At 61.1% G+C, this 11,860-nt stretch carries 10 protein-coding genes; 7 read left to right on the top strand and 3 right to left on the bottom strand.

What is annotated here, in order from left to right:
- Positions 1–5 precede the first annotated feature (5 nt).
- The 4 genes from vccA to vccD are packed head-to-tail and all read left to right on the top strand — an operon-like array spanning position 6 to position 6,295.
- The gene (gene vccA, locus BV034_RS29395; RefSeq protein ID WP_050030513.1) at positions 6–4,037 is read left to right on the top strand and encodes a Verru_Chthon cassette protein A; all 4,032 of its coding nucleotides are present in this window, start codon (positions 6–8) and stop codon (positions 4,035–4,037) included.
- Positions 4,034–4,552: a Verru_Chthon cassette protein B gene (gene vccB, locus BV034_RS29390; protein WP_050030512.1), complete on the top strand. Its 519-nt coding sequence runs from the start codon at positions 4,034–4,036 to the stop codon at positions 4,550–4,552. The genes vccA and vccB overlap by 4 nt, the downstream gene beginning before the upstream one ends.
- A gap of 8 nt (positions 4,553–4,560) precedes the next feature.
- The gene (gene vccC, locus BV034_RS29385) at positions 4,561–5,679 is read left to right on the top strand and encodes a Verru_Chthon cassette protein C (RefSeq protein WP_050030511.1); all 1,119 of its coding nucleotides are present in this window, start codon (positions 4,561–4,563) and stop codon (positions 5,677–5,679) included.
- Positions 5,669–6,295: a Verru_Chthon cassette protein D gene (vccD, locus tag BV034_RS29380; protein ID WP_265593605.1), complete on the top strand. Its 627-nt coding sequence runs from the start codon at positions 5,669–5,671 to the stop codon at positions 6,293–6,295. Before vccC ends, vccD begins: the two co-directional genes overlap by 11 nt.
- Before the next feature lies 1 nt (position 6,296).
- Here vccD and BV034_RS29375 read toward each other — a convergent pair whose 3' ends face one another.
- Both BV034_RS29375 and BV034_RS29370 read right to left on the bottom strand, forming a co-directional pair.
- Positions 6,297–6,980 carry a DUF2293 domain-containing protein gene (locus tag BV034_RS29375; RefSeq protein ID WP_050030509.1) on the bottom strand — a complete coding sequence of 228 codons (684 nt, stop codon included), beginning with the start codon at positions 6,978–6,980 and terminating at the stop codon, positions 6,297–6,299.
- An 84-nt stretch (positions 6,981–7,064) separates the two neighbouring features.
- On the bottom strand, positions 7,065–7,550 hold the full coding sequence (locus BV034_RS29370; protein ID WP_050030508.1) for a nuclear transport factor 2 family protein: 486 nt from the start codon (positions 7,548–7,550) through the stop codon (positions 7,065–7,067).
- A 91-nt stretch (positions 7,551–7,641) separates the two neighbouring features.
- Here BV034_RS29370 and BV034_RS29365 point away from each other — a divergent pair, with 91 nt between their 5' ends.
- Positions 7,642–8,334, top strand: a complete 693-nt coding sequence (locus tag BV034_RS29365) for a GNAT family N-acetyltransferase (RefSeq protein ID WP_265593604.1) — start codon at positions 7,642–7,644, stop codon at positions 8,332–8,334.
- Positions 8,335–8,472: 138 nt separating this feature from the next.
- Here BV034_RS29365 and BV034_RS29360 read toward each other — a convergent pair whose 3' ends face one another.
- Positions 8,473–9,135: a hypothetical protein gene (locus tag BV034_RS29360; protein ID WP_050030506.1), complete on the bottom strand. Its 663-nt coding sequence runs from the start codon at positions 9,133–9,135 to the stop codon at positions 8,473–8,475.
- A gap of 244 nt (positions 9,136–9,379) precedes the next feature.
- Here BV034_RS29360 and BV034_RS29355 point away from each other — a divergent pair, with 244 nt between their 5' ends.
- Positions 9,380–9,958, top strand: a complete 579-nt coding sequence (locus BV034_RS29355) for a DnaJ domain-containing protein (protein ID WP_050030505.1) — start codon at positions 9,380–9,382, stop codon at positions 9,956–9,958.
- Between the two features lie 58 nt (positions 9,959–10,016).
- The gene (locus BV034_RS29350; protein ID WP_050030504.1) at positions 10,017–11,810 is read left to right on the top strand and encodes an Hsp70 family protein; all 1,794 of its coding nucleotides are present in this window, start codon (positions 10,017–10,019) and stop codon (positions 11,808–11,810) included.
- Positions 11,811–11,860: the final 50 nt, after the last annotated feature.

Here is an 11,860-nt window from a genome sequence, read left to right as displayed (position 1 = left end):
ATCCTATGAACAACCGAATCTTCATTCACTGGAAACGCCGGCAGACCGGGATGGCGCTGGTGATGGTGCTCGCCATCGTGGCCCTTCTCATGGGCTTGGTGCTGGCTCTGTTGTCCATGGGCTCCTCTGAAGCGCGATCCTCCTCCGCCTTCAGCCAGACCTCACAGGTGCGCAGCCTTACTGACATGCCAGTGAGCATAGTCATGGGTCAGGTTCGCGAGGCCACCTCCGGCTTGGGGCTGAGCAAGACCTGGGCCTCCCAGCCGGGCATGATTCGCGTGTACGGCACCACGGCGGGCACGGTGGCAGGGCGGGCCAAGCTGGAGACCGCCTGGAGGCTCTACTCCTCAGACAAGATGTCCGAGGCAGGGGCCGACTTCAATGCCAGCAACGAAGTCGGCACGCTGACGGACTGGAAACAAAACACCGCCCAGTTCACCGACTTGAACGAGCCCGTCGCCAGACTGGATGCGAATGGGAATGTCCGTCGCGTGTATCCCGTGCTGGACTCCAGTGCTTTGCCCACCTCTGGCGGCATCACGGCAGGCAAGGTGGCGGGGTTCGGCCTTTCCTCCACCGTCGCTGCCCCCGGAGCGACGGCTGAGCAGCCCATGCCCATGCCACTGCGCTGGCTTTACGTGCTGCAGGACGGGACGGTGGTGGCGCCGGATGGCGGTGAAGGCGGGCGTGCCACCTTCAAGAAGGACGTGGTCACAGGAAACAATCCGATCGTGGGACGCATCGCCTTCTGGACGGATGACGAGAGCTGCAAGGTCAACATCAACACCGCGGGTGAAGGCACGGGCTGGGATGTGCCGAAGGCCGTGGGCTGGTCCGACCGGAACTTCGCCTACTACGTTCCGGGCCAGAACGAGTTTCAGCGCTTTCCTGGTCATCCGGCCATGACCTGCTTGAGCACCGTGCTCCAGGGGTTTGATGCCCAATACGCCTACCAGTTCCCGCAGGTCCAGAGCGACGGCACGGTGACCAACAAGACATCCTACCAGACCTGGCTGCGTAACATCTATGACCTGCTGCCCCGCGTCCAGTTGGGCGCGACCGGGGAGAGCACCATGGGCGGTACGGAGGCCGTCACCGGTGCCACCGGCATCCCGCTCAAGAGGGACCGTCTCTTCACCTCGGTGGATGAGTTCTTCTATGGCTCTTCTTTTGATGCCGCCACCGGGCATCGCCTTCCCAATGGAGCCGGCGGATCGGTAGATGCATCGGATCTGGAAGCGGGGCGGTTCTTCCTCACCGCGCACAGTCGCGCTCCGGAGGTGAACCTCTTTAACCGTCCCCGCATCTCCCTTTGGCCCATCCAGGCGGAGACCACCAAGCGTACGGCCAAGGACAAGTTGCTGGCCTTCTGTGCCACCTCCGGCGGGCAGGTGGGTGCCTTCCAGCGCGCCTCGACGTGGGAGAATGACTCTAGCAAGCAGGGTTCTTCCCAGAGCCCCACGGCGGATTTTCAGCTCGCGGGCAACCAGACCCTGTTCACCTACCTGCAGAAGCTGACCAAGGCGGGCATCCCCGGATTTGGCACCGCCACCTTTGATGACAAGTACGGTTCGATGAATCGCAACCAGGTGCTGCTGGAGATGTTCGATCTCGTTCGCTGGGGGGTGAACGCCAGCAACCCCTATGAAACGCCCAAGTACCACTACATCCCGCCGCGGGCCTACACTGGGCTGAACAATGAGTACCTCGCGGAGGCCGCCGCCGTGCCGGTCGTGTCGCAGGGGACTTCCGCAGAATCCTTTGGATCCAAGCTCAAGGCGTTTGGCCGCTTTCCCACGGTGGTCGAGGCTTCGCTCATCTTCATGGCCACGGAGGTGGACAGCAACCCGGACGGCAGCCCCAAAGATGTGGCCCCGGCCGACAGCAAGGCCGACAAGACGAAACGCATGCGCGCCTATCTCGTGCTCCAGCCTTTCACCCCGGTGGTGGGCATGCCGCCTTATTCTCCCAACGTGCGCTATCGCATCAAGGGCATGGAGAATTGGAAGGTGAACAGCCAGCCTCTGGGCTTTCCCGCGGCAGGTGTCAATCGTGTCTGGGTGCCCGCGGGTTCGGCCAAGGATGGTGGTCACTCCACCGCCTACACCTCCTTTCATGCTCAGTTCTACCGGGCGCGGGGCGGATTGATGAAATCCATCGCCATCGGCGGTGTCGGCGCGGATGAGACCAACTCGTTCCCGTTTGTGAGTGTCGACGTGGATGTCTCCACGCAGAACACTTTCCAGTTCACGGGCGGTCCCATCACCATCGAGACCCATGTGGGCAGCGGCGCCGCCGGGCAGCTGGATGACACCACTTTGATCCAATCGGCGACCTTGAACTTCTCCACCCCCACTGGGGCCTGGCCGGTTCCGACCGTGCGGGTGAATTCGAGCATGCCCTCCAACGCGAACTGGACCGTGGCCAAGGAGTGCATGGACCTCCAAACACGCTTCAACAAGAATGATCCGCAGAACTATCTCATCGTCCTGGGTGACACCGTACGGTCGGTCATCACCAATGCGCAAAACACCAGCATGAAGGGCGACTTCCGCCTCATGTGCGGTCTGCGGGACATTCCGGCGGACTACTACAGGCTTCACCCGGACTACCAGAGCACCACGAAGGAGGAGGCTCAGACGTTGCGTCATGCCGGTACGACCTTCACCGGTCACTACGGCCGCATTCACGGGAATGCCAACGTTTACAACACGGTCGGCAAGCAGCACATCTGGCAGCTCGCGGGTTACACCATCGGCAACGACAAGAAGGTGACCAAGCCCTACGGCTTGCTCAAGGACATTCCCTACTGGCAGGACTGCCAGCCAGCCGCGCCGTATCAGCTGGATGGGGCCTACAATGCCACCAACCGCCCTGGTGATTGGGACAGCGGCATGGGCCGTATCGAAGACGGGCCGTACATCAACAAGCCGGACGACACGGGTGCCACCGGTGACGTGGTGGGGGTGAGGGTCGGGTACTTTGCCCGTGACGGGTTCAACCAGGAAACCAATGGGAGGACGTACTCGCCCAATCGACAGATTTGTTCGGCCGTGGCCTTTGGCTCGCTGCCCACCGGCATTCATCCCACCCCGGCGAACAGCAATCGCGTGGGGCCCTGGCAGACGCTGCTCTTCTGTCCCAACCCTCCTTCGCGCGTACGTGCGGCCAATCTGGAGCCCATTCAGACGGACCACTGGGGCTTCCGCCCGCCGCGGGATCACCTGCTCCTGGACATGTTCTGGATGCCCGTGGTGGAGCCCTATGCCATCAGCGAACCCTTCTCCACCGCAGGCAAGATCAATCTCAACACCCAGATCATGCCCTTCTCCTACATTCAACGGGACACCGGGCTCTACGCCGCCCTCCGCAGTGTGAAAATCACGGCGCTGCCCGCGGAATCCGCCTGGCCCAAGGACACCACGACCAATGCCGTGACGGCCGACCAGATGGAGCAGTGCTACAAGAGCTGGGAGCACTGGTATCGCTACGAGAACACCTACGACGTCAACGTTGACGAGACCATGAAGGGCTTCCGCCAGCGGTTCGACCAGGGCGACATCTTCCGAAGCGCCTCGGAGATCTGTGATATTTTCCTCGTACCCAAGCCGATGTCGGGCCGCACCTACTACCCGCGTGCCGACGGGCTGCCAAGCTCATCGCCCACCTATGAGAGTATGGTCACCTGGTGGAACGGCAGCCTCACCAGCCAGAAGGACGGGTTTGAGCTGACCGGCGACAACGTGCGCGAGTCCCCCTACAACCAGCTCTACCCCCGCCTCACCACCAAGTCGAACATCTTCACCGTGCACTACCGGGTGCAGGTGCTCAAGAAGGCCCGTTCCACCGCCGCGAACGAGTGGGATGAGAGCAAGGATGCCGTCACCGCAGAACAGCGCGGCTCCTCCATCATCGAGCGCTACATCGATCCTAACGATCCGGAGCTTCCCAACTACTTCGCCAACCCCACCCAGAGCGGAGCCCTGGACGACTACTACCGCTTCCGCGTCATCACCCGCAAAACGTTCATGCCATGAAACTGACCCTGCCACCTTCAAAGAAATTCACTCACTGTCGCGGCTTCTCCCTGGTGGAGACCACCATCGCCGTCGGCATCGCCGCCACCGTGCTGGTGGCCCTGGTGGGGCTGATCCCCGTGTCTTTGGACACGCTGCGCGAGGCCTCCAACACTACCGCCTCTGCCAGGATCGTGCAGTCTATTTCCTCAGACTACCGCATGCGGGAATGGAGTGATGTGCTCCAGCAGCAGCAGCAGGGGAGCCAGCAGGACTACGCCTTCGATGCCCAGGGCACGCGGGTGAAGACGGGCGACACCAGCGCCATCTTTACGGCACGCGTGTCAGTGACGGACGCGAAGCCGCTGCCGGGCATGTCTTCCTCGAACCCAAGGTTGAAGGCGGTGCAGATCCTGGTCACCAGCAGCCCCAATCCTGACCTTGCCTTTCAAAAACCCGCCACCTGCAAGCGTGCGCAGACCCTCCTGGCGCAGACGGGCAAGACGGCCAGCGCGGCCGCTGTGGCCTCCAACTAATCCGCCCTATGTCCGGCCACTGCCCATCCCGCAAGACGGCGGCATTCACCTTGATTGAGCTCCTGGTATCCGTGGCAGTGCTCTCGGTGCTCATGATGGTGTTGTCCCAGGTGTTGTCAGACACCCAGATCACCTGGGGCCGTGCCAAGGCCCGGACGGAGGAGTTCCGGGAGGCACGGGCTGCCTTTGAAGCGATTGCTGCCCGGCTTTCTCAAGCCACGCTCAATTCGTACTGGGGCTACAAGCTGGATGCGAACGGCAACCCGTTGCTCTACCAGCGCCAGTCCGAGCTGCACTACGTGAACGGGCCCGTCACAACCCTGCTGGGCAATACAGTGCCGGCCGCAGGACACGCCGTCTTCTTCCAGGCTCCGCTGGGGGAGAATCTGGATCCCGGAAGTCCCAACCCTGCTTCCACAGAGCCTTATGGACTGGAGTCCATGCTCAACGCCTGGGGGTGGTATGTGACTTATGATAGCGACCTGCCTCGGCGTCCGGCGTTCTTGGAAGACACCCTTGCCCACCCGCAGAGGAAGCGGTTTCGCCTGATGGAATTCCGCCAGCCCACAGAGAAGCTCTCCCTCTACCGTCTGGTCACTCCGCCCAACGGCGGTGCCACCTCTACGAAGATCCCGTGGGTGGAGGCGCAGAACACCCAAAATGGTCTCTATGACTGGTTCCGTTCTGATCTGGCGGCAGACTCCCAGCCGGTCGCGGAGAACATCCTTGCCATCTTCGTGCAGCCCGTGTGGCCCATGCCTGGCAAGGACACAGGGGCGGACACCACGGCCGCGCCCAACTACATCTATGACACCCGCCGTCATCAGTGGCCAGACACCACCACCATGGCGGAACGCAGCCGTCATCAACTCCCTCCGATGATCCGCCTCACGCTGGTGGCCCTGGATGAGCGCGACTGGTCCAAGCTGGACAGTTCGGGCACGGATGCGCTTGCCACCCAGTTGCGCACGGTGGCCAATACGAAGGTCTTCATCACGGCGGCGGAGTACGAGAGCGACGTGAAGAAGCTGGAGACCGAACTGGTCAATCTCAAACTCGGCTTCCGCGTCTTCTCCACTGCAGTGCAGATCCCGGCCGCCAAACTGATGTCATCCCGTGAGAACTAAGCATCCCTCCTCCCCGGCCTCGCGTGGTGAAGCCTTCACCTTGATCGAGATGATGGTCGTCATCGCCATGGTGGCGATGCTGGTGGCCCTCTCATCCTCTTCCATTGGATCTGCGCTCTCTGCGCAACAGCTCACCTCGTCTTCCGCGCGGTTCACCAACGAGCTCGCTTATGCAGCGCAGCTGGCGGCACGGGAGAACCGTCTGGTAGGCGTCCGCTTCCTCCGTCGGGAGCAGGAGGGCGGGGGTGCAGGGCAGAGTTATTTCCAAGGCTGGCAACTCATGGTGCCGGACCGCATCACCGGAAAGTGGAGGCCTTTTGGTGAAGTTAACCTGCTGGAGAAATCCACCATCATGCTCGAACAGGAGGCCTGGTCCACCCTGCTGGCCCGCTCTCCCCTGGTGAACGCCTCCGCCGTGGAGGATGTGGACACCACCCCGCCCCTGTTTGCCTTCAAACCAGACGGCGGCACGACGCTGCCCCGCGGTGCTTCGGCCCCGAAGTGGTGTGTGACCCTCGCCCTCACCACCGACTGGGAGCGCACGCCTGACGCGCTCCCGTCGAACTATCGCACGCTCGTGCTGAATGCCAGCACGGGGGCGGTGGTGCTCTATTGACTCACTCGGCCGCCCACTTGCGTTCCACCCGGTTCACGATGTCGATCACTGCGTCGCGGGCCTGTTCCTTTTTGTAGCCTCTTTCGAAGAGCTTGTCGTACGGCGTCTCGGTGTGGCGGATATGGGCTCGAACCGCGAGCTTCAGGGACTCATCGTCCAGTTCCTCGCGGGCGGTTTCACGCCGGCCCACACGGCCTGAGTGTTTCTCACAAGCGTGCATCGCGATCTCTGATTCCAACCCCTCGGGACAGGAGGGGTAGAGCTGACGAATGCGCATCGCAAACACCGCGATGTACTCCTGGTCCATCTTCTCCCGTCGCACGGCGTCCTTGGCGCGTTTCACTTCACGGTCCGCCGCATCGGCTTCGCATTCCGCCTCCGCGAGCTGGAGAGCGTGCGCTTCCACGAGCGTGCCGCGCCGCTCGTACCGATTGCGCCGCTTCTCGGGTGAATAGACCGGATGCGCGACGTTGGAGTGTTTCGTGGCCCGGCGGGTCAGGGCCACATCACCCGCGGGCAGCAGCAGGTGGTCCCCCAGTCTCTCGCAACCGGTGCAAGTCAGTTTGTGGTCCCGGTACACGCAGAGCAGGGCGCCCTGCATGATGGGGCGGCTGCAGCGGGAGCATTTTTCGTTTTGTTTGCTGAAGAAGACAATGAAGGGGCTTTCTGACTCGGTATCGGGCATGGAAAGAGGGCGTTGGCGTCAGCTTAGACAGCCAAGCCCGCCTGACAAATGGCGGCTGGAAGGAATTCGCATGACCCCCGTTGCCTATGGAGGCTTGAGGGCGCCAAAGAAGCCGATGATCTTCTGCAACCTCCCATCAATCCCTATGATGCCGAAATCCATCCCTTCATCGACAGTCTTCCCATCTCTGTCGATGAACTTCCAGGTGAAGCGAAGCATGCCATGATGGAAGTCCGCATGGCTTGAAGGCACGATCTGGCCTCCTGGAAACTTCTTTAAGAAGACTCCAATGAGTTCAACAAGTGCCTCGCGACCCTCGACGTGCGAGAAAGGATCGGTATAAGTGCCTTCGGGAGTCCATACAGTTTCAAGTAGTTTCCTCCTTTGCTCGATATCGGATTCCCTCCAGGCTGCGCAATATATCTTCACAGTTTCGTCCGCAGCTGCTTGGGAAGGTTGCTTTCCCGATTCCTGAACTTGTTTTTCTGGAGTTTCCGCTGGCGATGTGCTAAGCGCACAAATAAGGATGAGTAGAGATGCGCAGAGGTGGATTGGACGCTTGGATTTCATGTATGCTGGCCGGTTGGCAAAAGAAGGCACTGAGGGCGCTTGCAGGAAGTGCCGATTGCGTAAAAACGCATGAATGATTGCGCATTTCGGGATGGACCTGACCTTCCACCTGACAGGAGTGAGTTCAGGTCATTGCGAGTTGTTGTCGGATGGGTCTGCTCCGGTGCAATCCGATAAGTCGCTCTTCCCAATCGTTGCCTTGTGCGTCTCCCGAAACAGGGCTGTGCTACTTTTTAGCGCACTTGTTGATCCGTCTCAGACGGAGCTTGACCTCCGAATTCCGACAATCAACGATAGTTCTCTTATGAATGTGGCCGATCCCAAGTTCGTTTGGATCCTCGCTTCGCAGGAGGATATCAACGCGGTGCAATCACTCATGCAGAGCTTCTACGCCGAAGAAAAATTGCCCTACGACGGCGTGACCGCCTCCACGGCACTCGACTTGCTTCTTGCTGGTCCCAACCTTGGAGCCATTTTCTTGCTCCAGGATCCCAGTGGAAGCTCACACGGCTATTTCGTCCTGACGATAGGATTCAGCCTGGAGTTCGGGGGGCGCTTTGCATTGTTGGATGAACTTTTTGTACAACCTTCCGCACGCGGCGTGGGAGCAGGCAAGAGCGCACTCGTCGCTGCTGAAGCGTGGGTCGCATTGCGCAACATCCCCATCCTTCGACTTGAAGTGAATCACCACAATGAAAAGGCGCGTTCCATCTACCTGAATTGGGGTTTTCAGGACGATCACAGAAATATCCTCAGCAAGCGGATAGCTTCCGGCAATGAATAAGATCCCAATCGGTCCCCGACGAGCAGGGTAAGTGCGGGATCAGCGCGGAGGTCATCCGTGATTCCGCTTTGTTTCTGATGATGGCGATCGCCCCGTCAGCGTGGCGCGAGCGGCCGCTTGAACCCGGGCGGGGGGAACCTAATCTTCGGCTTCTTTCGAGCCAGCGGAAGGAGCTGTCACGGTAATGCCCTTGCTCGTTTTTTTCAGGTCCGGATCCAGGGCAAACTCGAATGAGGCGCCATCAAACTGGTTCACGATCCAGTCTTCAACCCGCTTTTCATCATCGGACACCACTGCTTCGAGCCATGACCGCCCCACGGGATCATCAAACCGGCTAAAGGGTATCTGCACTCCAGGGCGCTCATGGGGCTTCGAACCAGGGTTCGAGAGGTCGATGCCCTTCGTGCCCATCAGGCTTGTCATTGCCTTCTCAAGGCGGGGGTTTTCAGCAACGGCATCCAGCAATTCGGAAAATCGATCCATGAGTGTGGTCAGCTCCGGATCATGCATTTTCTCTTCGTCAGGCAAATCCTTGAGACGATGGACCAGCGCATCCACCTTGAGGCGCACGTCTTCAGAAACAGGTTCGGGACGGTAACGCTTCGCTTCGCCCGGCTCCAAAGAAGGGGCATCTGATTTCTGTGACGCCACAGGGGCGAACTCGGTCGAGGGCCGTGGCTTGGAAGGAGTGCTGGAACCAGCCAGATGGTCAGACGCCCTCTGCCGATCCCTTATCAGGAAAGCCATCCCGACCAATGCAGAGGCGGCAGCGATCGCAAGAGAGACCTTGGCGGTTTTCATGGTGATGGGGGGTGAGTTTGCCAAGATGCGGAAACGCGCTCGCTTTCGAAGGATCGGCTACAGCCATTTACCCCGAAATCATACCGCGCGTCATTCAGCCCAACACAAATTTGGCGAAAAACCCCGCTGCGACGTGCAATCCTCTGCAAGTTGGCTCATGTTGCAATCCACTGGTTTGCTAATGCTTGTAGCAACTGCTAGTGCCAGGTAGTTCATCCTGAGTGGACTGAAAAATCGCTGCCCTGTGACCAACGCCTTTGATATCCTCGCTCTTCCTGCCCGTCTGTCCCTGGACGAAGGAACCTTGCAACAGGCCTATCTGAGCCGAAGCAGACAGGCGCATCCGGATCACGGTGGCAGTGATCGCGAAGCCTCAGAGGTCAATGCGGCTTATGAAGTGCTGAAGGCCCCGGACAAGCGGGTGAAGCATCTCCTGGAAGTCGCCGCCCCGGAGGCCGCCCGGAGTTGGCGCACCGTGCCGCTTGATGAGCGGATGATGAGCCTGTTCTCCAGCATCGGGCAGACGCTGGATGCCTCGGCCAAGTTTGTGGAGAAGAAGAGCCGCGCCCAGAGCGCGCTCGCGAAGGCCCTTCTGGCCAATGAGGAAATGCAACAGCGCGAACGGCTGGAGGAGCTGGGCGCCGCCATCGCTTCCCGTCTGGAAGAGATGGAAACGGCGCTGCCTGTGCTGGACACCCGACTGGAGTCGGATCCCGCCAGTCTGGAGACCTGGAAGGAAATCGCCGCCCTGCAGGCCCGCATGGCCTACCTGACCAAGTGGCAGGCGCAGATCCGCGAACGGCTGCTGCAACTGATGATGTAGAGGCATTCAGTGCATTGGTGCTGGATGCGACTGCGCCCCGCGCTAACGTGCCCGTGCTATGGCCTCAGACTACATCCTCGGCATCGATCTCGGCACCACCAATTCCCTTGTGGGGGTGGTGGACAGCGGGTTTCCCATCCTCCTGGCGGATGGCGAGGGCTCCCGGATGACACCGTCTGCGGTCCACTATGGACCAGACGGAGAGGTGGTGGTGGGCAGTGCGGCCGTGCGCCAGCGGGCGGTGGATGTGCAACACACGGTCACCTCGGTGAAGCGCCTCATGGGGCGGCGGGCAGGGGAGTCGGCGTGGCAGCCGCCTTATGATCTCGCTGGCCTGGGCAAGACAGCGGTGCAGGTGAGCGCGGACATCCTCAAGCACCTCAAAGCGGTGGCGGAACGTGCGCTGGAGGCGCCCGTCACGCGGGCGGTCATCACGGTGCCGGCGTTCTTCAATGATGCTCAGCGCAATGCCACCAAGCTGGCGGGCGAGCAGGCGGGGCTGACGGTGGAGCGGATTCTTGCGGAGCCCACCGCAGCCGCGCTGGCCTATGGGCTGGACAAGCTGGAGGAGCACCGTCGCATTGCCGTGTATGACTTGGGTGGAGGTACCTTCGACGTCTCTGTGCTGGAGATGCGGGACGGTGTGTTCCAGGTGCTTTCCACCGCCGGGGATACCCAACTGGGCGGCGATGACATCGACCGCACCCTGGCCGCGTGGATCTGGGACAATTGCGGGCTCGATCCGGCGAGGGCCTACGATGACCTTCAGTCCCTCCAGCGCATGCGATTGATCGCCGCTGCGGAGGAGGCAAAGAAGCATCTCTCCTCCGTCTCTTCGACGGAGGTGTTGCTGCCATTTTTCCTCGAACAGCAAAGCGTGCAGGTCACGGTGACGCGCAGCGACCTGGAGGGGCTCACCCAACCTCTGATGGAGCGCACCCGCAAACATTGCCTGAGAGCCCTGGCGGATGCCCGCTGCGAGGTGTCCGATTTGCATGATGTGATTCTGGTGGGAGGCAGCACCCGCATGCCTCTCGTGCGGGCGACCGTGCGGGCCATCTTCCAGCGGGAGCCGGATGTTTCCCAGAACCCTGATGAGGCCATTGGGATGGGGGCCGTCATCCAGGCCGGCATTCTGGCAGGGTCACTGCGTCAGGTGGTGCTGCTGGATGTGACGCCGCTCTCACTCGGCATCGAGACCTTTGGCGGTCTCATGAATGTGATCATCCCGCGCAACTCGACCATCCCCTGCAAGGCCGGGGAAATGTTCACCAATGCCGTGGCCAACCAGTCTGAAATGCTCATCCGCGTGCTGCAGGGGGAGCGGGAGCTGGCCAAGGACAACTGGGAACTCGGACGCGTGGCTGTTCCCTTCCCAGCAGGACCAAAAGGCAGTGCTCGAGTGGGGGTGCAGTTTGCCATTGATGCCAACGGCATCCTTCAGGTGCTGGCCCGCGATACCGCCACCCAGGCGGATACCGTGCTGGAAATTCAAAACTCAGCAGTCGATGTCGATGACTCCCGTGTGGAGCAGATGATCGCGGAGAGCGTGGACTTCGCCTTCGAGGACATGAACGAGCGCATTTGGACGGAGGCCCGTCTCAAGAGTGAGGAGCTAACAACCGCGGTGGACGAGGCCCTGATCCAGTGTGAAGGCCTGCTTGAGCCGGCGGAAACCGTGAAGATCCGCGAGTGCAATGCGGAGGTAAGGCGCCTGCTGGGCGTGGAGCCCCACGATGCGCGGGCCCTGAAGGCTGCGAATCAGGCCCTGGACGAGGCCACCCAGACCCTGGCGGTGCTCCTGGTGGAGCGGGCCATGGAGGCGGCGCTGGAGCGGAAGCTCGGGCTGTAAAACGTAAAACGCCCCGCCCTATGAGGTGGCGTGCTCAGGGTTGCCGTGTT

Source organism: Verrucomicrobium sp. BvORR034 (genome assembly GCF_000739635.1).
Taxonomy (GTDB): Bacteria; Verrucomicrobiota; Verrucomicrobiia; order Verrucomicrobiales; family Verrucomicrobiaceae; genus Verrucomicrobium.
Note: the sequence above shows the minus strand (reverse complement) of the source record. Positions and strands in the feature narration are given on the sequence as shown.

Excerpts from the sequence above, each read along its gene's own strand:
- vccA (WP_050030513.1), top strand. The coding sequence starts at position 6 with ATGAACAACCGAATCTTCATTCACTGGAAACGCCGGCAGACCGGGATG.
- vccB (WP_050030512.1), top strand. The coding sequence starts at position 4,034 with ATGAAACTGACCCTGCCACCTTCAAAGAAATTCACTCACTGTCGCGGC.
- vccC (WP_050030511.1), top strand. The coding sequence starts at position 4,561 with ATGTCCGGCCACTGCCCATCCCGCAAGACGGCGGCATTCACCTTGATT.
- BV034_RS29375 (WP_050030509.1), bottom strand. The coding sequence starts at position 6,980 with ATGCCCGATACCGAGTCAGAAAGCCCCTTCATTGTCTTCTTCAGCAAA.
- BV034_RS29370 (WP_050030508.1), bottom strand. The coding sequence starts at position 7,550 with ATGAAATCCAAGCGTCCAATCCACCTCTGCGCATCTCTACTCATCCTT.
- BV034_RS29365 (WP_265593604.1), top strand. The coding sequence starts at position 7,642 with ATGGACCTGACCTTCCACCTGACAGGAGTGAGTTCAGGTCATTGCGAG.
- BV034_RS29360 (WP_050030506.1), bottom strand. The coding sequence starts at position 9,135 with ATGAAAACCGCCAAGGTCTCTCTTGCGATCGCTGCCGCCTCTGCATTG.
- BV034_RS29350 (WP_050030504.1), top strand. The coding sequence starts at position 10,017 with ATGGCCTCAGACTACATCCTCGGCATCGATCTCGGCACCACCAATTCC.